This window comes from Cupriavidus sp. FW305-27 (assembly GCF_058787995.1).
In genome coordinates this window covers 48,012-69,382 of record NZ_JBYTAG010000029.1, presented here as the reverse complement: position 1 = coordinate 69,382, position 21,371 = coordinate 48,012, and the positions used below count along the sequence as shown (strand labels likewise).

Annotated in this window: 21 protein-coding genes and 4 pseudogenes; 10 read left to right on the top strand and 15 right to left on the bottom strand. The window is 62.4% G+C overall.

The window, feature by feature from the left end:
• Positions 1-47 precede the first annotated feature (47 nt).
• Positions 48-494: a winged helix-turn-helix transcriptional regulator gene (locus tag AC3WRI_RS15915; RefSeq protein ID WP_011615262.1), complete on the bottom strand. Its 447-nt coding sequence runs from the start codon at positions 492-494 to the stop codon at positions 48-50.
• A 33-nt stretch (positions 495-527) separates the two neighbouring features.
• A complete protein-coding gene (locus AC3WRI_RS15910; RefSeq protein WP_492293518.1) occupies positions 528-1,079 on the bottom strand; it encodes a TetR/AcrR family transcriptional regulator in 552 nt (183 codons plus the stop codon).
• 435 nt (positions 1,080-1,514) lie between these two features.
• Between AC3WRI_RS15910 and AC3WRI_RS15905 the strand changes: the two genes are divergently transcribed.
• Together AC3WRI_RS15905 and AC3WRI_RS15900 are read left to right on the top strand one after the other, a co-directional pair.
• A complete protein-coding gene (locus tag AC3WRI_RS15905; protein WP_492293517.1) occupies positions 1,515-2,882 on the top strand; it encodes an MFS transporter in 1,368 nt (455 codons plus the stop codon).
• Between the two features lie 90 nt (positions 2,883-2,972).
• Positions 2,973-4,007 carry an XdhC family protein gene (locus AC3WRI_RS15900; protein ID WP_011615265.1) on the top strand — a complete coding sequence of 345 codons (1,035 nt, stop codon included), beginning with the start codon at positions 2,973-2,975 and terminating at the stop codon, positions 4,005-4,007.
• A gap of 104 nt (positions 4,008-4,111) precedes the next feature.
• Here AC3WRI_RS15900 and AC3WRI_RS15895 read toward each other — a convergent pair whose 3' ends face one another.
• Complete coding sequence (locus tag AC3WRI_RS15895; protein ID WP_011615266.1) at positions 4,112-4,636, bottom strand: efflux RND transporter permease subunit; 525 nt, start codon at positions 4,634-4,636, stop codon at positions 4,112-4,114.
• 294 nt (positions 4,637-4,930) lie between these two features.
• On the opposite strand from AC3WRI_RS15895, the gene AC3WRI_RS15890 reads away from it, so the two are divergent.
• Positions 4,931-5,392, top strand: a complete 462-nt coding sequence (locus AC3WRI_RS15890; protein ID WP_011615267.1) for a DUF6130 family protein — start codon at positions 4,931-4,933, stop codon at positions 5,390-5,392.
• 492 nt (positions 5,393-5,884) lie between these two features.
• On the opposite strand, the gene AC3WRI_RS15885 is transcribed toward AC3WRI_RS15890, so the two are convergent.
• The 6 genes from AC3WRI_RS15885 to AC3WRI_RS15860 form a co-directional block, all read right to left on the bottom strand.
• On the bottom strand, positions 5,885-7,366 hold the full coding sequence (locus AC3WRI_RS15885; RefSeq protein ID WP_492293516.1) for an amidase: 1,482 nt from the start codon (positions 7,364-7,366) through the stop codon (positions 5,885-5,887).
• 151 nt (positions 7,367-7,517) lie between these two features.
• Positions 7,518-8,864 (bottom strand): MFS transporter, encoded by a 1,347-nt coding sequence (locus AC3WRI_RS15880; protein ID WP_492293515.1) that lies wholly within the window; start codon positions 8,862-8,864, stop codon positions 7,518-7,520.
• A gap of 189 nt (positions 8,865-9,053) precedes the next feature.
• Positions 9,054-10,328, bottom strand: a complete 1,275-nt coding sequence (locus AC3WRI_RS15875; protein WP_492293514.1) for a M20 family metallo-hydrolase — start codon at positions 10,326-10,328, stop codon at positions 9,054-9,056.
• A gap of 102 nt (positions 10,329-10,430) precedes the next feature.
• Positions 10,431-10,895 (bottom strand): RidA family protein, encoded by a 465-nt coding sequence (locus tag AC3WRI_RS15870; protein ID WP_011615271.1) that lies wholly within the window; start codon positions 10,893-10,895, stop codon positions 10,431-10,433.
• Positions 10,896-10,972: 77 nt separating this feature from the next.
• Positions 10,973-11,722 carry a creatininase family protein gene (locus AC3WRI_RS15865; protein WP_492293513.1) on the bottom strand — a complete coding sequence of 250 codons (750 nt, stop codon included), beginning with the start codon at positions 11,720-11,722 and terminating at the stop codon, positions 10,973-10,975.
• A gap of 12 nt (positions 11,723-11,734) precedes the next feature.
• Positions 11,735-13,021, bottom strand: coding sequence for an MFS transporter (locus AC3WRI_RS15860; RefSeq protein ID WP_011615273.1), 1,287 nt, complete (start codon positions 13,019-13,021; stop codon positions 11,735-11,737).
• 159 nt (positions 13,022-13,180) lie between these two features.
• Here AC3WRI_RS15860 and AC3WRI_RS15855 point away from each other — a divergent pair, with 159 nt between their 5' ends.
• Positions 13,181-14,104 (top strand): LysR family transcriptional regulator, encoded by a 924-nt coding sequence (locus tag AC3WRI_RS15855; protein WP_011615274.1) that lies wholly within the window; start codon positions 13,181-13,183, stop codon positions 14,102-14,104.
• A 110-nt stretch (positions 14,105-14,214) separates the two neighbouring features.
• Here AC3WRI_RS15855 and AC3WRI_RS15850 read toward each other — a convergent pair whose 3' ends face one another.
• The gene (locus tag AC3WRI_RS15850; RefSeq protein WP_255266293.1) at positions 14,215-14,340 is read right to left on the bottom strand and encodes a hypothetical protein; all 126 of its coding nucleotides are present in this window, start codon (positions 14,338-14,340) and stop codon (positions 14,215-14,217) included.
• Between the two features lie 140 nt (positions 14,341-14,480).
• Between AC3WRI_RS15850 and AC3WRI_RS15845 the strand changes: the two genes are divergently transcribed.
• Both AC3WRI_RS15845 and AC3WRI_RS15840 read left to right on the top strand, forming a co-directional pair.
• Positions 14,481-14,609, top strand: a complete 129-nt coding sequence (locus AC3WRI_RS15845; RefSeq protein WP_269446661.1) for a histidine kinase — start codon at positions 14,481-14,483, stop codon at positions 14,607-14,609.
• A 141-nt stretch (positions 14,610-14,750) separates the two neighbouring features.
• Positions 14,751-14,936, top strand: a complete 186-nt coding sequence (locus tag AC3WRI_RS15840) for a hypothetical protein (protein ID WP_041687336.1) — start codon at positions 14,751-14,753, stop codon at positions 14,934-14,936.
• 40 nt (positions 14,937-14,976) lie between these two features.
• On the opposite strand, the gene AC3WRI_RS15835 is transcribed toward AC3WRI_RS15840, so the two are convergent.
• Positions 14,977-15,399 (bottom strand): tyrosine-type recombinase/integrase, encoded by a 423-nt coding sequence (locus AC3WRI_RS15835; RefSeq protein WP_231881405.1) that lies wholly within the window; start codon positions 15,397-15,399, stop codon positions 14,977-14,979.
• Between the two features lie 128 nt (positions 15,400-15,527).
• Between AC3WRI_RS15835 and AC3WRI_RS15830 the strand changes: the two are divergent.
• A pseudogene (locus AC3WRI_RS15830) lies at positions 15,528-15,740 on the top strand (IS30 family transposase); the annotation flags it as partial.
• Between the two features lie 8 nt (positions 15,741-15,748).
• Positions 15,749-16,009 (top strand): cupin domain-containing protein, encoded by a 261-nt coding sequence (locus tag AC3WRI_RS15825; protein WP_081225799.1) that lies wholly within the window; start codon positions 15,749-15,751, stop codon positions 16,007-16,009.
• Between the two features lie 301 nt (positions 16,010-16,310).
• Here the strand turns inward: AC3WRI_RS15825 and AC3WRI_RS15820 are convergent, their stop codons facing one another.
• Complete coding sequence (locus AC3WRI_RS15820; RefSeq protein ID WP_041687341.1) at positions 16,311-16,805, bottom strand: winged helix-turn-helix transcriptional regulator; 495 nt, start codon at positions 16,803-16,805, stop codon at positions 16,311-16,313.
• A 157-nt stretch (positions 16,806-16,962) separates the two neighbouring features.
• On the opposite strand from AC3WRI_RS15820, the gene AC3WRI_RS15815 reads away from it, so the two are divergent.
• Complete coding sequence (locus AC3WRI_RS15815) at positions 16,963-18,156, top strand: MFS transporter (RefSeq protein WP_011615276.1); 1,194 nt, start codon at positions 16,963-16,965, stop codon at positions 18,154-18,156.
• A gap of 210 nt (positions 18,157-18,366) precedes the next feature.
• On the opposite strand, the pseudogene AC3WRI_RS15810 reads toward AC3WRI_RS15815, so the two are convergent.
• Both AC3WRI_RS15810 and AC3WRI_RS15805 read right to left on the bottom strand, forming a co-directional pair.
• Positions 18,367-18,687, bottom strand: a pseudogene (locus AC3WRI_RS15810) (IS30 family transposase); the annotation flags it as partial.
• Positions 18,688-18,708: 21 nt separating this feature from the next.
• Positions 18,709-19,799, bottom strand: a pseudogene (locus tag AC3WRI_RS15805) (IS3 family transposase).
• 50 nt (positions 19,800-19,849) lie between these two features.
• Here AC3WRI_RS15805 and AC3WRI_RS15800 point away from each other — a divergent pair.
• Positions 19,850-20,346, top strand: a pseudogene (locus tag AC3WRI_RS15800) (fumarate hydratase C-terminal domain-containing protein); the annotation flags it as partial.
• Positions 20,347-20,508: 162 nt separating this feature from the next.
• Here the strand turns inward: AC3WRI_RS15800 and AC3WRI_RS15795 are convergent.
• Complete coding sequence (locus AC3WRI_RS15795) at positions 20,509-21,369, bottom strand: ferritin family protein (protein ID WP_051398476.1); 861 nt, start codon at positions 21,367-21,369, stop codon at positions 20,509-20,511.
• Between the last annotated feature and the right edge of the window lie 2 nt (positions 21,370-21,371).

Genomic DNA, 21,371 nt, shown 5'->3' with positions numbered 1-21,371 from the left:
CATATTAGCGCTAACCCATCCGGTGACCCGCGGACGGCAACTGGCAGCTACCGCACCTGGGCGTCGATGACCTGGACGTCTTCGAAGGGGATCGGCGATCCATCGGGGCGCGTCAATGGTGGCGCCACGATCTCGTTTCCCGTGTGCTTGTCCACGAAAAGCTTGGCGCGCCGCTTCGGTTCCGCCACCCATCGCTCTGCCCACGCCTTGAGGCTCAGGTAGGTCGGCAGGAAATCGCGTGCGCTGTCGCTCAGGAAGTAGGCGCAGCGTGTGCTGCCTTCGATCGGCCTGCGTATCAGCAGGCCATGATCGGTCATTGCCTGAAGCCTGGCGCTCAGGATGTTGGAAGCAATGCCGAGCTGGCGCTCGAACTCCTCGAATCGCGTCGCCCCGTAATACGCTTCACGCAGGATTAGGATGACCCAGCGCTCGCCCAGCACCGCCGAGGCATGTGCAACGGGACATGGCATCTTGAGGAAGCGGGATTGGCTCATATCGGCTCCGGCGCTGGTGCAAGGGCGGCCGCACTACAGGGAGGTCTGGAGTGCGTCCAGTATCTCGGTGGATAGCGCTTCCGAGCGCACGGAGCGCGCCAGCACCATGCCGCCGACCATGGCCGCCAGCGTGACAATGGCGTCCTTGCGTGCTGTCTCATCATCGCCCCCTGCAATGGCTTCGATGAGCGATGTCACGCGTGCCTCGAAGCGCCGCCGCGTCTTGGTATCCAGACGCGACACATCGGCACCGAGCGCCGCGATGGCGCAACCCGATCCGGGATGGTCGCGGTGCCTTTTGTTCACATACGCCTGCACGACGGATTGCCGGCGCTGCCTAGGCGATGCCACCGACGTCGCTTCTTGCAGGAGTTCCATGGTCTGGTCGAAAGCTGCGTCGATGGCCTCGGCAACCAGGGCGTCCTTGGACTCGAAGTGCGCGTAAAACCCCCCATGGGTCAGGCCGGCGCTCTTCATCAACTGGGCTACGCCGATGCCGTTGACACCGTGCTTGCGGAATTGCGTCGAGGCAGCCTTGACGATGTGCTTGTGGGTTTCAGCCTTTTGGTCGAGTGAGTAGCGCATGATCAGGTGACAGGAAGAGTCGGGCGTGTGTGTCTCTGCAATATATAACATTACGATCATCATTGCATCAGGGGCTTGCCGCGGGGTTGTTGGTCGCGTCGTTACATGTGGGGGCCAATGGGCGGGCGCGCGCCACGCGGTTCACTAGGGATAGCACCAAGGCAGCAGCAGCGTGTTCCTCCTTGACCATGCCGGTCCGCCTGACTAGCATGTAGACGCTGGATATATCGGTGGGTGTGGCAAACGCTTGACTGGGAGCGGCATGGGAGCGTCATGGCCACTGCGACCGTTCGCCATGTGATATGACGACCATCATTTCATGGGCGCTGCCTTGAAAGGGAGGGAGAGGAATGCGAGGGCGGCGCGCAAGGTTCACGAGCAGAGAAGACCATCAACGACATGGAGCCACGTGCTCAGATAATGGAGACAAAGCGCATGAAACCACAGCAATCCAGCTCGCCGGGGACCATAGATGTCCAGGCATTCATCGACAACCAGAGATTCTCGCCCTATCAATGGATGCTCCTCATCGTTTGCTTTCTGGTGGTGGCGGCGGATGGCTTCGACACGGCTGCGATCGGCTATGTGGCGCCATCGTTGACCACGGAGTGGGGCGTTTCGAAGCTGGTGCTGGGCAATGTGCTGAGCGCTTCGCTGGTTGGCCTTGCGCTCGGCGCGCTGGTCGCCGGACCCTGTGCGGACCGGTTCGGACGCAAGCCTGTGCTCATCGTATCGGTGGCGGCCTTTGGTCTGTTCAGCCTCGCCACTGCGTCCGCTATATCCGCTGCAGAGCTGTCCTGCTGGCGCTTCCTGACGGGTATGGGGCTAGGCGCCGCGATTCCCAACGCGACCACGCTGCTGGCCGAGTATGCCCCCGCCAGGCGGCGGGCCTTCCTGGTGAACAGCATGTTTTGCGGCTTTACGCTTGGCGCCGCGGGCGGTGGCTTCCTGGCGGCGGTCATCATTCCCGCTTTCGGATGGCGCAGCGTGTTCATCGTCGGCGGAATAGTCCCCCTGGTCCTTGCCATCATTGCACTTGCACTGCCGGAATCGATCCGGTTCATGGTGCTGCGCGATTGGCCGGCGCAGAAGATCAAAACGGTGTTGAGACGGCTGGCAGGTTCCGCGGAAGTCCACGCGTCGCGGTTTACCTTGCCGGATGATCAGGCCGACAAGTTGCGCTCGCCGCTCGGGCTCATCCTGTCGCCAGAGTATCGGATGGGAACGTTCATGCTCTGGACCACCTATTTCATGGGTGTACTAGTCTTCTACCTGGTCACCAGCTGGATGCCGACCCTTGTCAGGGAAGCCGGTGCGACCCTGGCCGAGGCCTCTTTGATCGCTGCGCTGTTCCCGCTCGGCGGCACGCTGGGCGCCATGGCTTGCGGCTGGCTGATGGATCGCATCAATCCCCATTGCGTCATCGGCTTCGCCTATTTCTTCACCGCCGTATTCACGCTGGCGATGGGACACGCGACCAGTGGTGCATACCTGGTGCTGCTGACGCCGATCGCCGGGCTGTTCATGGGGGCCGGCCTGGTATCCATGCCCGCGCTGGCGGCTTCGTTCTATCCGACCCAGGGCCGTGCCTGCGGGGTAGGTTGGATGCTTGGAATGGGGCGTTTCGGTGGTGTCCTCGGAGCCGTTTCCGGTGGCACGCTGCTGCAATTTGGCCTGGGCATGAGCTCGATCCTCAGCATCCTCGCCGTGCCATCCTTGCTTGCGGCCGTCGCGGTCGCCGCGAAGGGAAGGGCGGGCGCGGCGAAGCCGTCGGAGCAAGCAACCGTTGCCAGCGAAGCGTGATCTGGCGCCTGGCGCCGGGTTATTGACTGGACCTCAGCTTGCTACGCTTGATCCGGGGCAGCGGATGCAGGCTGGACGGCAGGAAGAATCATGGAAAGCGTGGATCTCGAAGTCTTGAGAAGCAGTGTTCGCTGGGACGAGCAAGGACACCGTTGCCTGTTGTTGACGGTCGTCCATACCTGGGGTTCGTCGCCACGGCCGGCCGGCGCGATGCTGGCCGTGCGCGACGACAGCCTGGTAGTGGGTTCGGTGTCGGGCGGCTGCATTGAGGACGACATCATTGACCGAACCCGCCGCGAAGGCATTCGCTGCGGTAGTCCCGAGGTGATCCGGTACGGCGTCAGCGCCGAGGAAGCACACCGGTTTGGCTTACCCTGTGGCGGAACCATCGAATTGGTGGCGGAGCCGGTATCTGCGGCGAGCGGATTGCGCGAACTGCTGCAGGCGGTGGAGGGCGGCCGACTGGTGACACGTACGCTCGATATCGCCACCGGCATTGCGACGCTTGGGCCGGCGGCGGCCGCTGACGGCCTGACCTTTGACGGCAAGTCGCTGTCAACCATCCATGGGCCACGCTATCGCATGCTGGTGATTGGCGCCGGGCAGCTTTCGAAGTATCTCTGCGAGATCGCCGTCGGGCTCGGCTTCGATGTGACGGTGTGCGATCCGCGCGAAGAATATACCGAGTCCTGGGCCGTTCCCGGCATTGCCATGGTGCGCACCATGCCGGATGACACGGTGGTGGAGATGGCCTTGGACGAACGCAGTGCGGTGGTTGCGCTGACACACGACCCCAAGCTCGACGACCTTGCGCTGATGGAGGCGCTGCGCACCCGGGCCTTCTACGTCGGTGCGCTGGGCTCGCGTCGCAACAACCAGGCGCGGCGCGAACGCTTGAAGGAATTCGACCTGACCAGCCAGCAACTGGCCCGTATGCATGGCCCGGCCGGCATCTATATCGGCAGCCGTACGCCGCCGGAAATCGCCATTTCGATCCTTGCCGAGGTGGTGGCAGCGCGCAACCGCGTCCGCTTGCCCGATGACCTGAGGGTCGAACGGTCCAAGTCCGTACGGGAGGCGCCGGCAGATACCAGCGGCGCATGTGGAATATCGGTCAATGGGTAACGGCGCCCCGGCGCCTCGCATGCAGTTGTGGGGGTAGCGCCCACACTGCTTTTTGTCGCCACCAACCGGCCGCGGCCTCGCGCTGACGGCCGCGGCCTGTCGGATCAAGTGGTGGCCGCGGGCGTGTTCGCGCCGCTGTCGTTCAAATCCGCGGGCGTCATCTCGTTCGCATCGGCAGGCATCGTGATCCGGTACCAGATGGCATACATCGCTGGCAGGAACACCAGCGTCAGCACCGTGCCGGCGAAGGTGCCGCCGATCAGCGTGTAAGCCAGCGTTCCCCAGAAGACTGAATGCGTCAACGGAATAAAGGCCAGGATAGCCGCCAGCGCGGTCAGGATCACTGGCCGGGCACGTTGCACCGTGGCTTCGACAACAGCGCAGTGTTCGTAGGCACGGCGCACGCGGGGGAAAGGGGCGAGGCTGAACGCCGCACGCTGCGCATTGGCGACTTGCGGAACCAGGCAGCAGTCGGCCAGGGTGGGCGCGTTGCCGACACACCAGCCACCGTCCGCGGGCAGCCACGGCTCCAAGGCGCCGAAGCCGGCCGTGAGCCAGTGTGCGACCCATTCGGCTTTGTCAGCGTCGGCAACACCAAGGCGGGCACTGAGATACTTCTGCACGCGCATATTGTTCAACGGGTGCAAGTCACAGGCGATGGTCAGCGCGAACTCCAGTACACGTATGCGAGCAGGACCATCGGCGGGAATCAGCCGGCACAGGCCATTTGCGATCGAGATGGTCGATGATCGCCAGTGATTGCGGCTGTGTATTGCTATGTATCAGGAACGGCAAGCGATACTTGCCCATACAACATCACCACAACGGGCGGTTGGCGTGTGATGAAATGTGGAGACTATCCTCGCGATCGCTCTGCCTGGCCCGCGTATCGAGGCAGCCCATCTATGAAAAAGGACAATGTCATGCGCCACAACCTGAAGTACTTTTCGGCGGTCGCCATTGCGGCGACATTCTGCATAAGCGCATCCGCGCAAACAGCACAGGATGCCGTTCGGCCACCTGCCATTCTTCCACTCAACGGCGAGCCAGCGCCTAAGCTGATAGCGTACCCGGCACTTGCCGAGCCGCTTGCGCGCGGTGTAGTCATCGTCCAATTCCGGACGGAGAACTTCCGCGTCATGCCCGTATTTGGCAAGCAGGCAGTTGATATCTCGCCACGCATCGGGCATTTGCACGTAACAACGGACGACGTTCGTGGCACTTGGGCACATACGAGTGAAGACCCGATCATCGTCGTCGGGCTCACGCCGGGGCCGCACAAGCTTCGGCTCGAGCTGGCTGACCCGAGTCACAAGATCCTGGCTACCGAGGTGGTTGCCGTCACTGTCCCAGATCTGAGAGTTTCGAAACCACATGAGCATTGATGTATTGTGCACCCGCCTGTCTCAGGCGGGTGCGCGGACTGCTTCAATGACGAATCTGCTCTAATTCGCCCAACGTAAACTCGCACGGTACCTGGAAGGGTTGCTTGCTAATGAGCGATGTTAATCTGTGCCTTGGTGGTGCGGGCTGCCGGCGCTTTCCGCGAGCTCTATCTCCATTCTTCTGAAGCCGCTCAGTCCGAGGCCGCCCCAGAGCCTAATACAACGAGGATGTTTACGGTTTGCCAAGCCATGCATCGCGCTTTAGAGGGCGCCCGTGAGCCCGACTGAGTGGATTTTCCCTGGGTCTCCGGACACGGACACCCCTTTGGTTGATAACCCCATTCTGCGCCTGAACTCTCTCGGTGGGCGGTAACGCACTGTGGGGGTGCTGCTCGTTGTAATGCTCAAAAGACTTTCGTACACCGTGCCAAAAGTGCCACGACGGCGACAATAAAGCTGTGATCCCGCCACGTGCTGCCTGGATAGTGGCTGCTACGGTTGCGACGTCGTGTTGACGATTGATCCTGCCCATACCGGTGGCCGCCGTTCGCGCCAAGGACATGCCGCTTCCAATTGTGCGGCCAGACGGAACAGCGTGTGCTCCCGCCCGAAGCCAGACATAAAATGCGAGCCGATTGGCAGATCCGATTGAGGGTCGATGGAAAGCGGCACTGACATTGCTGGCGTTCCCGTCACGTTCGATAACGCGGTAAACGGTGACTGGCTAAAAACGTGCGCAATCCAGTCAAGCCCATCGACGGATGTTCCTATCCGGTTGTATTCACCAATCCGAGGCGGAAGTCTGGGTAACGTCGGTGTCAGCAGAATGTCGTAGTTTCCGAAGAACCGCCCCAGCGCCCGTGTGACGGTATTCCTGACCTGCAATGCCGACAGGAGCTCTACGGCGCCAACCTCAATGCCGTATCGATAGAGCGCGAGCGTTGCCGGTTCGAGGTGCTTTTCATCCACTGTTCGTCCGGTGGCTGCGGCAATGTCGTTGATCCGGAGCGCTGCGTTGGCAGCCCAGATTTTCGCATTGCATTGCACAAATGCGTCCCAGCTCACACCTAAGTCTGGCGCTACTTCATGGACATGATGACCCAGGGACTCGAGTGTCCTGGCCACCTTGCTCAAGGCATCCGCAACCCCCGTGTCAGTACGCGCGGCACTGAATGGATTCATCATGAACCCGATCTTCAGATTTCCCGGCTGCTGTCGGATCTCCGACAGATAGCTGTCTTTGGGTGGGGCAATGTAGTAGGGCTCGCCCACGCCGCCGCCGTGGATGCCATCAAGCAGCGCTGCACTATCGCGCACCGTTCGGCTCACGGCAAAATGCACGCCCAGCCCGTTCCATACTTCGTCCACGTGGGGCCCGTTCGACACGCGTCCCCTGGTCGGCTTCAGACCGAACAGCCCGTTGCAGGCGGCCGGCACCCGTATCGATCCGCCGCCGTCCGTCGCATGTGCAATCGGAACGATACCGGCGGCCACCGCCGCTCCCGCACCGCCGCTCGATCCGCCCGCGCCATGCTGCAGACTCCAGGGATTTCTCGTCGGGCCGTACAGCACGGGTTCCGTCGTCGTGCTAACCGCCAGTTCTGGCATGGTTGTTCGCCCGAGCGTAATCAGGCCTGCCTGACGGAAGCTCGTCATTACGTACGAGTCTTCCTTTGCGACGGTTCCCATCGCCAGGCGACTGCACATTTCGCTCCTGCGTCCCTGCATGGTGACGCCGAGATCCTTGAGGAGAAATGGCACGCCACCTAGGGGTCTCGGATCGACACTCACGATGCCAGCTGACTGTATCTCCACCTCTTCGGGCCAGTAATCGAGCACAGCATTTACTTGGGGATTGACGGCCTCGATGGCAGCCAATGCGGCTAGCGCCACTTCCATTGCGGTCACTTCTCGCGTGGCGATGAGGTGATGCAGCCCCATGCCGTCAAGGGCGGTGTATTCGGCGAGTTTCATGTGACGTTCTCTTTCAGGGAGACATCGGGAGAGCGCGCATCGCAAGGGTTGCGTGTCTGACCGCAGGCAATGAAGGAGGGTTGTCCCGCATCGCCCCCGGCTGCCTCATAGTCGATTGCCTAGTGGCAGGCGGATCACTAGCCATAGGAATTTACTTCGCTTGACGCACGCTGGCCGGCATGGACGACTCGTGGCGAGGCGCAGTATCGCCCCTGGGCTTCAGGCGCAGGAACATGATGATGAATGCACACATCAGCAACATCGCCGCCATCAGCAGGAACCCGGGGTAGATGCTGCCGCTCACGGATTTCGACCAACCGATGATGGTTGGGCCGAAGAAGCCGCCAGACAGGCCAATCGTATTGATCAGGGCAATGGCTCCTGCTCGTGCGTTGCCCTTGATGTACGCGGGCGGAATCGCCCAAAAGACGATGTTGGCCATCCACATCAGGCCGGTAGCGACGGTAACGCATACCAGTGTCACTGCGAGATTGCCGTCGGCGAGGTACCAGGCAATGAAGCAAAGACTGCTTATGGCAGCCGGCACGGCGATGTGGATTCGACGCTCTTGACGCCTGTCGGAGCTGCGGCCGCCGAAGAAGATGGCAAACGCCGCTGCCACATAAGGAATCGCCGCATACCAACCGAGGGTCTGTGTGCTGGTGACGCCGGCGGATTTGATGATCGTCGGCAGCCAGAAGCTCAAGGCGTAGATCGGCGCGATGATGCACAGATAGGCTACCGCGAGGATGTACACCTTGGGATCACGCAGTACCATGAGAAACGATTCGTGCCGCCGGTCTGTAGCCGTGTTCGTTTCCGCGGCTAGCGCGCGTTTCTCCGTGTCGTTGAGCCATTTCGCGTTGGATGGGTCATCGACGAGCAGGAAGTAGGCCGCGACGCCAAGCACGAGGGTTGGGGCGCCTTCAATGAGAAACATCCATTGCCAACCTGCGAGGCTGGCCGTACCGGCGAAGGCCGTCATGATCCACGCCGACAGCGGCCCGCCCACAATTCCGCTGAAAGGACCCGCAAGCCAAACCATCGAAATTGCGCCGGCGATGCGGCTCGGACCATACCAGCGTGACAGGTAGAACAGGACGCCCGGCGCGAAGCCGGCTTCGAAGACGCCCAGCAGAAAGCGCAGGGCGTAGAACACCGGGACGCTTTTGACGAACACCATGCACATCGAGGTAATACCCCAGAGCACCATGATTCGGCTGAAGGTAAGCCGGGCGCCAACCTTGGGCAGCAAGAGATTGCTTGGTACCTCGAACAGGACATAGCCCACGAAAAATATTCCTGCCCCGATGCCGTAGGCGGCGTCGGAGAAGCCGAGGTCGCTCTGCATCTGAAGCTTTGCAAAGCCTACGTTGACTCTGTCCAGATAGGCGAACATGAAGCCGATGAACAGCAGTGGCAGCAGGCGCATATCTACTTTTCGATCGAGGGACGCACGGTCGGCCCCGCTCCCCGAATTTTGGTCCTTTTGAGACACAGACCTCTCCTTTGATTGGTGTGTATGGCGTCGCCACGGTGCGCAGCGGCGCCGGCATCCGTGGCCGAAATGGTTCTGGCGTCATCGCCTGGCAACTTCGCTTCGTGTCGACAAACACTTCACGGTGGCCGTGTGTCCGATGGCTGCCAGTGTGCGGCGTGCCGGGGTCGATATGGACGTTGGAACGGGTTATAGTTGTTCCGACATGATCGCGAGGATGGCGTCGCAGAGAACTTGCGCCCCAGCCGCGACATCGACTTCGCGCGCGTTCTCGGCCTCGTTGTGGCTGATACCCTTTTCGCAAGGCACGAAAATCATCCCAGTGGGAATATGTTGTGCGGTGTACTTGGCGTCGTGAGTCGCGCCGGAAACGATGTTCAGGAATTTCATGGCCCGACCGCCTGCGGCCTTGCGCACGGTTGCCACCACGCGGTCGTCGAACGTTACCGGCGTGGACCTCAACAGAACCTTCGCTGACACCGGGCAGCCTTCGATCTCGCCAGCGCAAAGTTGAAGGATCGTCTCGCCGGCACGCCGGAGGGAATCGGGGTCGGGATGCCGCAGATCGATATTGAATGTCACCCTGCCTGGCACGGTGTTGGGTGATCCCGGATAAACCTCCAGCCTTCCGACGGTGAAGCGCAGAATATCCTCGGGGTCGTCTATCGCGGCGCGAATGTATCCGATGAGCTTGGTCGCGGCCACCAATGCATCCTTGCGATGCCGCAGCGGTGTCGTGCCCGCGTGGGCCTCGGCGCCTAGCAGTTGGATCTCGTAGGCATGAAGTCCTTGAATGCCCGTGACAATGCCCACATCGCATGCCTGGTTCTCAAGGACGGGGCCCTGCTCGATGTGGGCTTCGATATAGGCAAAGCCGCTCATACCAAGCGGGCGCTCCTCCAGAACCGGAAACTCGGCGATCTGGGCCTTCAATGCGCGTTCCACATCGATCCCGCTGACGTCCTTGATGGCCAATGCGTCGGCCAGCGGCAGCGCGCCGGCCGCAACGGCGGAGCCCATCGTGGGGGGGGGGAACCTTGATCCCTCCTCGTTCATCCACACAACGAGCTCGATCTGGCGTTCGGTCTCAATGCCGTGATCGTCAAGCGTCTCGAGTACCTCGAAACCGGCAAGCACGCCGTAGACACCGTCGAATCTGCCTCCGGTCGGCTGGGAGTCAAGATGTGAACCCGTCAATACCGGACTGAGGCCCGGATTCCTTCCGGGGCGGCGGATGAACAGATTGCCGATCGGGTCAATCGACGTCTGATAGCCTCGCCTGGATGCCCACTGGAGCAATAACATCTTGCCCTGGGTGTCTTCCGCGGTGAGCGCCTGGCGGTTGACACCGCCTTTGGCCGTGGCGCCGATCCTTGCCATGGCGCAGACATGTTCCCAGAGCCGCTCGCTGTTGATGCGGGGACCGACGGGGGTAAGAGAGGAAGACGGAGTGGGGGCGTTCATCTGGCTGCTTGCCTGGTTGTGTGGCTTCGGGTGTGCACTGGTTACCGCGCTGAAGAACCTTGAGAGTTCATCTGCACGCGATGTTTGATTTGATCTGATGCCTCAGTCCAGTTCGACGCAGACTTCGATCTCCACGCAGGCTCCCAGCGGAATCTGTGCGACACCGAATGCCGACCGTGCATGTTTGCCGGCATCGCCGAACACGTCGACGAACAGCTCCGATGCGCCGTTGGTGACCAGATGCTGCTCGGTGAAGTCGGGCGTTGAATTGACCAGGCTCATGACCTTGACGATGCGTTTGACGCGATTCAGGTCGCCGGTGTGGGCCTGTAGCGTCGACAGCAGATCGATCGCGACCGCGCGGGCCGCTGCGCGCCCCTCGTCCGCCGACATCGTGGCGCCGAGCTTGCCAACCCACACGTTGCCGTTCTTCTTCGCAATGTGGCCGGAGAGGTAGACAAGGTTGCCGCTCTGCGCGCTCATGACGTACGCGGCAGCCGGCGCGCCTGCGGGGGACAGCTCGATATCGAGTGCTTTTAGTCTTTGGTGGATATCGTGTGATTGCATGATGCTTGTCGATGGAGGGCAAGATGACTGGCGCCACGGGGAGTCATCGCGAGTCATGTGGCGCCGGCGGGCCGGTTTCAGTCCGGCATCGGTTCGCGGCCGAAGGCCTCGAGTTCCCGCACCAGGGACTGCGCGGCCAGTTCGACCAGTACGCGGCCTTTCTCGCGCGTTGCCAGGCCTGGATCGGAACCGATGCGTCCGTCCGGGAAGCGGGCCCGGAAGTCGAGGGCTTCGCGGATCGGGCCGGTCGGCGCAATGGGCGGGGCATAGTCGGCCGACTTGACCGAATCGGGAAAGGCGTACTGCGTGATCGCAATTTCCGAAGGTGTGGCATGTGAGCCGTGGCCGGTCGGGAACTGGTCTCGTGCCAGTTCGCCCACACCTTCGAGATCCCACCAGTTGCAGACTTTCAGTGCGAAGCCGGCACGACGACGCGCAAAGCTTGCTTCGGCGTACAGCTCGGAGAACGCGGCATCAATCGACGAGACATTGCCGCCATGGCCGTTCAGGAACAGGATCTTTTCGAAACCATGCACCACCAGCGAGCGGGTCCAGTCGCCGATCGCGGCGATGAACGTCGACGGGCGCAGCGAGATGGTGCCGGGAAAGCCGAGGTGATGCTGTGCCATGCCGATGTTAAACGTGGGGGCCACGAGGATATCGGCGGATTTTTCCGATTCACGCGCAATGATTTCGGGACACAGCCAGTCCGTACCCAGCAGCCCTGTGGGACCGTGCTGTTCGTTGGAGCCGATCGGCACGACGATCGTGCGGCTGCGCTTGAGGAACTGCTCGATTTCGGACCAGGTGGAGAGATGTAGAAGCATGACGACTCCTTGTTACCGCTTCGCGGGCAGCTTGTTGGCAAGGATGATCAGTGCGGCGATGATTGGCAGCGCGGCCAGGATCAGCACACCGAGGTGAAGGTTGCCGGTGGCGGTCTTGGCCCATCCAATGATGGCCGGGCCCCAGAAGCCGCCCGATAGCCCGATCGTGTTGATCAGTGCGATGCCGCCTGCGGCCGCCGGGCCCTTGATGTATTCGGAAGGCATGGCCCAGAACACCGTGTAGGTCATCCACAGCGCGCAGGTACCGAGCGTGAGCAACATCAGCGATGCCGCAAGATTGCCGTCGACGAGGATGGACGCGGCGAGCAGCAATCCGCCGACGGTTGCGGGCACGGCACTGTGGAAACGGCGCTCCCCGACCCGGTCCGAGCGCCGGCCCATGTAGTACATGCCGAAGGCCGCGGCGACATAGGGCAGGGCCGAGTACCAGCCGAGTTGCACGGTGTCGTTCACGCCCTGGGCCTTGATGAAGGTCGGCAGCCAGAAGCTGATCGCATAGATCGCGGCGATGATGCAGAAGTACGCCAGGGCCAGCACATAGACCCGGACATCGCGAGCCACGGCCAGGAAGGAATGATTGTGCGCCGCGCTGGATCCGATTTCGTTGGCGAGCAGGCGCTTTTCCTGCTCGGTGAGCCAGGCGGCGTCGGCGGGACGGTTCGGCACGAAATACAGGGCGAGCACGCCGAGCAGGACGCAGGGCAGGCCTTCGACCAGGAACATCCATTGCCAGCCGGCCAGGCCACCGGTGCCTGAGAGCGCGGTGATTAGCCATGCCGAGACCGGGCCGCCGACAATGCCGCCGAGCGGGCCGGCAAGGAACACGATCGCAATGGCGCGGGCCATGCGCTGCGGCCCGTACCAGCAGGACAGGTAGTAGATCATGCCCGGTGCAAAGCCTGCTTCGAAGATGCCGAGCAGGAAACGCATGGCGTAGAACATCGGCACGTTGCGCACGAACAGCATGCAGGCCGAGGTGATGCCCCAGAGTACGAGGATGCGGCTGAAGGTCTTGCGTGCGCCAATGCGCGGCAGCACCAGGTTGCTCGGTATCTCGAACAGCACGTAGCCGATAAAGAAGATCCCCGCGCCCACGCCATATGCGGCATCGGAGAAACCGAGGTCGCCTTGCATCTGAAGCTTCGCAAAGCCGATGTTGACGCGATCGAGGTAGGCGAACAGGTAGCAGATCAGCAGGAATGGCATTAGCCGCCAGTTGATCTTGTTGTAGAGGGCAGAGGTGCCGTCTACTGCGCTTTCTCTCGGGATCGCCAGCACGCCAGTCTCCAATGTCTTTTATGTGTATCGCGTTGATGGATCGGATAGTGCCAGCGACAATGGCAATCTCCAACAGCAACCATGTCCACACTTCGTTGCCTTCAGGGCAACGCATCGGTATGGTGTAAAGTCTGTCATCGACCAAGTGGATGGTTCGACATGCGTGAAATCAATCAGCAGCGGCTGCGCTACTTCCGCGAAGTGCTCGAGCAAGGCACCATTCGAGGCGCTGCGGAGAATCTCAACACATCGCCATCGGTGATCACCCGGCAGATCCGGCTGCTCGAGGACGAACTTGGCACGACGCTGTTCGAGCGAGAGGCGCGTGGCGTCAGGCCGACCGAGGCCGCCGCGCATCTGCTTGAGTTCTGGCGCGACTACCGGTCACATCAGGAGAAGCTTGAGGACCAGCTCCATGCCCTCAAGGGTCTGCGGCAGGGGCAGGTCCAGGTGGTCCTGAGCGAGGGGTACGTCGATGCACTGGTCAATGAGGTGCTAGCGCCGTTCTGTGCGCAGTACCCGCTGCTCGACATCGGCATGGAGATCCTCGGCGTGGATCAGGTGCTCGACGCCGTGGCCGAAAGTCGCGCGCACATCGGACTTGCCTTCAATCCGCCACCACATCCGCGCATCGAGTATCTGGCGAGTTCGTCGCAGCCGGTCGGCCTGCTGGTGCGGCCCGACCATCCCTTGGCATTGCGTGGCGGCGCGGCCAGCGCCAAGGACATCTTGTCCTGGCCGCTGGCCATGATGCCGGCGTCATTCGGCGTCGGGCACGCCGCCAAGATGCTCGAATTCGCGGAGAACATTAGGATCCGGCCGACGCTGGTCACCAATTCACTGACGGCGCTCAAGCAGTTTGTTACCTACGAAAACTACATGACGCTGATCGGCGGCGAGTTCGCCGCGTATCGCGAAATCGCTGCCGGAACGCTCACGGTGGTGCCCATCGATCATCCGCTGTTCAGGGGCACCCAGGCGCGCGTGCTGGCCAAGGCCGGGCGGCCGCTACCGGCGGCGGCGCTCAAGCTGCTCGAACATATCCTGCGGGACATGCCGATGTTTGCGCAGGGCGGCCAGTAGCCGCCCGCTACGGCTCGCGCGACACCTCGACCAGGCAGCTCATCGCATGCCGTCCTTGTGTCAGATCCGACGTGCCTACAATCCGACGACCTGTTATTGCTCGACCGCGGCTACCCCATCAGTTCCTTGCGCAATAACTGTGGCCACGCCTCGATCGCCACCACCAGCGGCGTGCCTACGTTGAAGTTGCAGATGGTGCAGGACGGCCGGGTTACCCCGGTGCGACGCGGACTCAAAGGCAGCCTCCGCGTCGGTCTCGAAGACGATGTCCTCGAGACCGTCGATCAGCGCACGGTAGTCGTGGAGGGGCGGGATCGGGCCAACGCCGGGGCGCGGCACCGCGGCGGCGGCAGGCCGGCGCGGCGCGCGCCGGTTGGTGGCCGCGGCCTCCCTGGCGATCGGCAACTTCCGGCGCATGCAGGCAGGGCGCCGGGTAGCGCTGATCGAGGAGCGCACGGCCATGGCGCGCGAACTGCACGACTCGCTGGCGCAGTCGCTGTCCTAGGTCAGCCGCCTGCAGACCCTGGCCGACCGAGGGGACGCGCACGAGGGCCTGGAGGCGACCGCGGAAGAACTGCGCGACGGCCTGAACGGCGCCTATCGCAAGCTGCGCGAACTGATCACGACGTTCCGCACGCAGATCAATGTGCAGGGCCTGGCCGCGGCGCTGGAGGAGGCCCTTGATGAGTATGGCGCGCGCAGCAGCGTGGCCATGACGCTGGACAACCGGCTCAAGGGCTGCCAGCTCAGTGCCAACGAAGAGTTCCATATCGTGCAGATCGTGCGCGAGGCCCTCTCCAATGTCGTGCGCCACGCGGTCGCACGGCGGTAAATGACCTTCACAGTGTCCAGTGGAATATCCATGATATTCCTTATTCCTCGGCCTTTGCTGGCGCGTCAGGCGAGCTATTTTGGTGCATTGGCTCCTCCTCTGCCGGCAGCGTCGCAGCAATTCGGTCACAAGTGCGATGGCTGGCTAGCCCCAACATGCGGCTGACCTCATCACGTGAGCTGCCTGCCAGGAGATGGCGCCGGCAGAAGGTATTGCGCAACGTGCGGGGGCTTGGCTCTGCACCGGAGAACCCCATTGCGGCAAGTGCGGTGGCCACGATCCGACCGAAGCTCATGTCGCTGATCGGTCGACCATCGGGGGTGAGCGTGAAAAGTAGGTCGCCCTCGACGGGGAGGATCGAGCGGCGGGCACACCAAGTCCGCAGTACAGGTATCGCGAAGTCGGCGAGGTGAACCGTGCGCGCATCCCGTGCGCCGACACAAAAAATAGGGCGGGTTCGCATCTGCGATCAGATCTCTCAACGCGCTGCTCGCGCTTCCCCCGCTGTAATACCCGTTGCGAGGAATGCCGCGACGATTGCGCGGCTGCGCAAGCCGGCCAGATCCTCGGCAGGCGATAGAAGATAGGCCCACCTTGGTCGAGCGTCAGACGAGGTTTGTGATGCTGGTGAAGGTCGCCAGCAAAGACAGCGAGACAGTCGTCAATGCACTCATCAAGCATGTGCGCAAACTGCCCCAGGAGCTCTACAAATCGCTGACGTGGGATCACGGAAAAGAGATGGCCGATCACAAGCGCTTTACCGTGGCCACGGATATCCAGGTCTACTTCTGTGACCCTCGGGCCGCGAAGCCATTCAGGTCCGCGTCGACTTTGATCCGGGCGCCTTCGCGCCGAAGCACTCGCACCCCGGCGAAGAGATCGCCCACGTGCTGAAGGGAACCCTTGAGTACCAGCTTGGCGACCAGAAGCCGGTCACGCTGAAGGCGGGGGATTCGCTTTTCATTCCGGCAGGCACGCCGCATTCGGCCAGGAATGTTGGAAGCGGCGAGGCTTCGGAACTCGCGTCTTATATCGTCACGAAGGGCGCCCCTCTCGTGGTGCCGGGCAAGTAGGGCAGGGGAAGCCAGCTGGCCGGCCGGGCCGTCGTGAATTCGTTGACAGGTACTTCAGCACGTAGCAATTCCCTTCCGCAAGCCGGAACGCGCCATTTGCGCGGGTTCTGGCGGCGCCTGGATTCCAAGCCGGGTTGCAAGGTCCGACTTCCGGAAGCCTCGCACCTGACGGGCAAGGAAGTCGTTGCCATGACCGGCATCTCCACACCGCACAGCACCCATCGTGCTGCATCGCATTGGCTTCACGTGGGAGGCGCTCCTCGACGACAGCAGCGCCGCGACAAGCGATGCGTGATCGGGTTTACTTGCCGAGAATGGACTTGTTGCGGGCGTCGATGATCTCAGCCGTTCGCTCGGTCGCGCCGTCGCCGGGTTCCAGGCGGACGTCGCGCAAGCCCAGCGTGCGGGGACCCACGCGCAATGCGACCGGTTCGACCGGTTCGCCGGTGCTGTCCTCGACGAGGCGGATGGGCGTGCGTTGGGTGCACCATTTATCGCCCCATTGCATCAACCCCGCGATGACAGGATAGAGCGCCTCGCCCTTTTCCGTCAGCCGGTACTCGGTGCGCCGTTCCGCGCCCTCGGCGATCACCTTCGCCAGCACCCCGTGCTCAATTAGGGTGTTCAGCCGCGTGGCGAGCACATTTCGAGCGATACCCAGGCGCTGCTGGAAGTCGTCAAAGCGCGTAGTGCCCATCATGCACTCTCGCACGATGAGCAGGCTCCACCATTCGCCGACCTGCTCCAGCGCGCCAGCCACGGAGCAGTTCATCCCTGTGAAAGTCTTGCGGTGCATAAGCGGACGTCTTGCGTTACATAACACTCATCCTAGACGAGAAAGTTGCATGAAGCAACTCAATGAGCTATCGTAAGTTTCATCAAGAAACTTTTGTGGGATGCGTCCCGTCACGATTTCCCAACGCGCGGCTCGATGTGCCGCAGAGGACATTCACATGGATAAACGTCTGATCGTTCTGGCCAGCGGCATGTTCGCGATTGGCACGGACAGCTTCGTGGTGGCTGGCGTGCTGTCGCAGGTTTCGGCTTCGCTTGGTGTATCGGTGGCGCTGGCCGGCCAGATGGTGACGCTGTACGCGATCAGCTATGCGCTGCTGTCACCGGTCATCGCTGCGGCGGCAGCGAACTGGCCACGCAAGCGGTTGCTGCTCACGGGGCTTGCGGTGTTCGTGGTGGGTAACGTGGTGACCGCTGTGGCGCCGAATATCGAGCTCGTGCTGGCCAGCCGGCTCATCGCGGGCCTTGGCGCCGCCATGTTCAGCCCGACCGCGACGGCCACTGGCGCGTCGCTGGTGCCGCCGGAGCAGCGCGGGCGCGCGCTGGCCATCGTGATCGGCGGTCTGTCCAGTGCAACGGCGCTGGGTGCGCCGCTGGGCACCTTCATCGGCGGCGCGCTGGACTGGCGCGCGACGATGTGGTTCGTGGCCGCCGTCGGCACGCTGGCCGGGCTGGGCGTAGCGTGGCGCCTGCCGGAGATCCCGACGCCGCCGGCCATCAGCCTGTCGCGCCGCCTTGCACCGCTGGCGGACACTCGCGTGCTGTTGACGCTGCTGACGACCTGGATGATCTATGCGGGCCTCTTCCTCGTCTACACCTACATCGGCCTGAGCTTCGACCGTGCCACTGGCGGTGACCCGCTCGTGCTGGCGGCCTTGCTGCTGCTGTGGGGCGTGGCGGCCACCGTCGGCAATCTTGCCGCGGGCGGCCTGACCGACCGCTACGGCAGCCGCCGCATCATCAACGCGGCCATCGCCGTGCTGGTCATCGACTTCGCCCTGTTGCCGCTGACGTCGGCATCGCTGGTGACCGCGGTCCCCGCGCTGATCGTCTGGGGCGTGTGCGGCTGGGGCGTGCTGGTCCCGCAGCAGCACCGGCTTATCAGCATCACGCCGGCTGCCTCGCCGCTGCTGTTGGGGCTGAACTCGGCGGCGATCTACGTTGGCGTATCGATGTCAGGCGTCATCGGCGGCGCGGCTATCGCCTCGTTCGACCGTCATGCCCTTGGTCTCGTGGGTGCGGTCTTTCTGGCGGTGGCACTGTTTGTCGCCGAATGGGCGCGGCAGCGGATCGCGCGGCCGCAAGCGGGACCGGCCGGCGTGGTCGCCGCCACACCCGGTTCGGCCAACTGAAGCCGAGCAGGGAATCCCGGCAGGCGCGCGACGCGCTGCCGGACGAATCACCGATGAACTAATGGACGGATTGGGCAGCAGAGCATGGCAGACAGACAGAACGGCCGGGCCGGCAGGCGGCGATGGCTATTGGCAGGTGGGGTACTGGTCGTGACGACTGGCACGCTGGTGACAACGATGGCATTGAAGGACACGCGTGCGGCAACAGCTCCGGCAGCGCCTCAGGTGTTCCAGCAGTTCCTTCTTCAGCGCACCGCGGGCCTGTATGTAGAGGCTACGATAGATCGTCTCGTGTGACACCTGGTAGCCCTTGTTGACCGCATATGCGTGCTTGAGCCAGCCTGCAACTTGCTCAGGCGACCACTGCAACTGAAGCTTGCTTGCCACAACCTGTGCAAGTATCCGATTCCTGACGAGCTTACATGTCTTTGGACGCCGGCCGGCTACGGTGTGCAGGTTGTCCAATGGCTGTCGGATCGTGCGGCGCGACTCGAACGCGCATTCGAGCCGGTAGGGTATTCCCCCGTTTCTAGCGGTCGCTGGAAGTAGAGGCTAGGCCAAGTTGGCCGATCGTTGTTTCGGTGTGATGCGACCAAGCGCCATATTCGGGCGTTCGTGATTGTAGGACCATAGCCATTTGTCGCGTACTCCCGGACCTCGGCGACGGTTTCGAACAGGAAATGCGCCAGCCAGTCATACCGCACGGTCCGGTTGTACCGCTCGATATAGGCGTTCTGTTGAGGCTTGCCCGGCTGGACGAACTGCAACCGGATTCCCCGCTTGTCTGCCCAGTCCTTCAGCGCTTCGCTGACATACTCCGGGCCGTTGTCGCACCGAATCGCCTGCGGCGGCCCTCGCCACTCGATGACCTGATCCAGGGCGCGGATCACTCGTGGTGACGGCAGCGGGAAGTCCTCGTCGATGCACAGACCCTCTCGGTTGAAGTTGTCAATGACATTGAACAGCCGGATGCTGCGGCCAGTCGGCCAACTGGTCGTGCATGAAGTCCATCGACCAGCTTTCGTTCAGCGCCAATGGCACTGCCAACGGTTCGGGCTGCTCACGCACCAGCCGCTTTCGGGGCTTGATGCGCAGGTTCAACTCCAACTGCCGGTAGATGCGATAGACGAAGGCTTGTGGTTCCAGCCGAAGCCTTTGACGTTGCGCAGGTAGAGGAAGCACAGACCGAAGCCCCAATTACGCTGGTTGTGCGTCAGCTTGACCAGCCAATCGGCGATGACCTCGTCCTCCGCCGAGCTCTTGGCCTGATACCGGTAGCACGTCTCGCTCACGCCGAAAGCTGCGAGAGGCTGTCTTGACCGTCAGAGCGCGTTCTCGCACTGCACGCATGGCCATCTCATGTCGGTGAGATGGCCTTACCACTTTTTCTCGATGGCTTCCTTCAGGACATCCGCCTTCAGGCGCTCCTCGGCATACATCTTCTTGAGGCGGGCATTCTCGGCTTCCAGTTCCTTCATCCGGGTCATTAGCGCTGCATCCATGCCGCCATACTTGGCTCGTCATTTGTAAAAACTGGCGCTACTCATGCCATGTTCCCGACAGAGCTCCGGAACCGGCGTACCGGCTTCGGTCTGTTTCAAGATGGCGATGATCTGGCTGTCCGTGAATCGGGGGGTCTTCATGCAAAATTTCCTAAGGTACCGCTGCTAGAAAATTCTACTTCCCGCGAGGCTTACTTTACGGGGGGAATACCACCGGACGCGATGCCGCGCACAGCGGATCGACGACATGCTCGCGCGTGGCCAGCCCTTGCCGATGGAGTTCCGCAATCGCATGATCTACTACGTCGGGCCCGCCGATCCTGTGCGTGACGAGGTAGTAGGCCCTTGCGGCCCGACCACATCCACACGGATGGACAAGTTTGCCGGGCGCATGCTGGCTTCCACCGGCTTGCTCGGCATGATCGGCAATGCCGAGCGCGGGCCGGAGGCGATCAGCGCGATCGTGAAGAACGGCTGCGTCTATCTGGCAGCAACCGGTGGGGCTGCCTATCTGATCTCCAAGGCGGTCAGGTTCTCGCGTGTCCTTGCGTTTGGCGATCTCGGCATGGAAGCCATCTACGAGTTCGATGTGGAGAACCTGCCCGTGGTTGTCGCCGTGGATGCCGGCGGCAACAGTGTCCACGAAAGCGGGCCGCGTACCTGGCGCATCGTGCCGGCAGGATGCTGACGCGGTCGCGCTTGGACACTACCCCGCATCTGCAGGACCGCGGCAAACCGTGGAAGCGATTCGCACCGGCACTCTGCGAGCCGCTTGCTTCGCAGGCCTGCCTTCGCGCTCACGGCCCCCGTTTCTGTCACACGCTGCTGGCTTCGTATGAAAATCAGCGTGCTAGTGGGGAAATGCAGCATCGCGCGCGTCCTGTTGCGGCTTCCCCAGCTCCCTGCGGTAGCGGTTCAGGTCCTGCACGCTTTCAAAGGTGCGCTCGAACAGCAGCGACATATTGTGCAGGATCCGTTCGATGACCTTCTTCTCCCAGCCTTCGTCGAAGCGGATCTGCTCGTCCAGCCATTTTCCCAGCCAGTCCGGGTCGGGCAGGCGCGACTGCACGGTGTCGTTGGGGAACAGCGCCTTGTTGACGTGCAGGCTGGTCGGGTGCAGCGGTTTTTCGGTGCGCCGCGCCGATGCCATCAACACGCCGATCTTGGCAAACGCGGCGCGCGCGGTGTCGCCGAACTGGGCCAGGTATTTCTTCATGTAGCGCAGGTAGGCGCCGCCGTGGCGGGCTTCGTCCTGCGACAGGGTACGGTAGATATGCTTGATCACCGGTTCCGAGTGCCATTCGGCGGCACGGCGGTACCAGTGGTTCAGGCGGATCTCGCCGCAAAAATGCAGCATCAGCGTTTCCAGCGGCGGCGCCGGGTCGAATTCGAAGCGCACCGCATGCAGCTCTTCCTCGGTCGGCACCAGGTCCGGGCGGAAACGGTGCAGGTACTCCATCAGCACCAGCGAGTGCTTCTGCTCCTCGAAGAACCAGATGCTCATGAACGCCGAAAAGTCGGAATCGTGGCGGTTGTCGCGCAGGAACATCTCGGTGGCGGGCAGGGCCGACCATTCCGTGATCGCGTTCATGCGGATGGTCTTGGCCTGGTCGTCTGTCAGCAGGCTGGCGTCGAAGGTGTCCCAGGGGATGTCCTTGTCCATGTGCCAGCGGACCGCTTCCAACGATTTGAACAGTTCGGGGTAGAGCATGC

Coding starts and splice junctions, on each gene's coding strand:
- AC3WRI_RS15900 (WP_011615265.1), top strand. CDS start 2,973: ATGGAAAGCGTGGATCTCGAAGTCTTGAGAAGCAGTGTTCGCTGGGAC.
- AC3WRI_RS15815 (WP_011615276.1), top strand. CDS start 16,963: ATGGATAAACGTCTGATCGTTCTGGCCAGCGGCATGTTCGCGATTGGC.
- AC3WRI_RS15885 (WP_492293516.1), bottom strand. CDS start 7,366: ATGAAACTCGCCGAATACACCGCCCTTGACGGCATGGGGCTGCATCAC.
- AC3WRI_RS15870 (WP_011615271.1), bottom strand. CDS start 10,895: ATGCAATCACACGATATCCACCAAAGACTAAAAGCACTCGATATCGAG.
- AC3WRI_RS15795 (WP_051398476.1), bottom strand. CDS start 21,369: ATGCTCTACCCCGAACTGTTCAAATCGTTGGAAGCGGTCCGCTGGCAC.
- AC3WRI_RS15910 (WP_492293518.1), bottom strand. CDS start 1,079: ATGCGCTACTCACTCGACCAAAAGGCTGAAACCCACAAGCACATCGTC.
- AC3WRI_RS15855 (WP_011615274.1), top strand. CDS start 13,181: ATGCGTGAAATCAATCAGCAGCGGCTGCGCTACTTCCGCGAAGTGCTC.
- AC3WRI_RS15875 (WP_492293514.1), bottom strand. CDS start 10,328: ATGAACGCCCCCACTCCGTCTTCCTCTCTTACCCCCGTCGGTCCCCGC.
- AC3WRI_RS15905 (WP_492293517.1), top strand. CDS start 1,515: ATGAAACCACAGCAATCCAGCTCGCCGGGGACCATAGATGTCCAGGCA.
- AC3WRI_RS15895 (WP_011615266.1), bottom strand. CDS start 4,636: ATGCGCGTGCAGAAGTATCTCAGTGCCCGCCTTGGTGTTGCCGACGCT.
- AC3WRI_RS15890 (WP_011615267.1), top strand. CDS start 4,931: ATGCGCCACAACCTGAAGTACTTTTCGGCGGTCGCCATTGCGGCGACA.
- AC3WRI_RS15835 (WP_231881405.1), bottom strand. CDS start 15,399: ATGCGAACCCGCCCTATTTTTTGTGTCGGCGCACGGGATGCGCGCACG.
- AC3WRI_RS15915 (WP_011615262.1), bottom strand. CDS start 494: ATGAGCCAATCCCGCTTCCTCAAGATGCCATGTCCCGTTGCACATGCC.
- AC3WRI_RS15820 (WP_041687341.1), bottom strand. CDS start 16,805: ATGCACCGCAAGACTTTCACAGGGATGAACTGCTCCGTGGCTGGCGCG.
- AC3WRI_RS15865 (WP_492293513.1), bottom strand. CDS start 11,722: ATGCTTCTACATCTCTCCACCTGGTCCGAAATCGAGCAGTTCCTCAAG.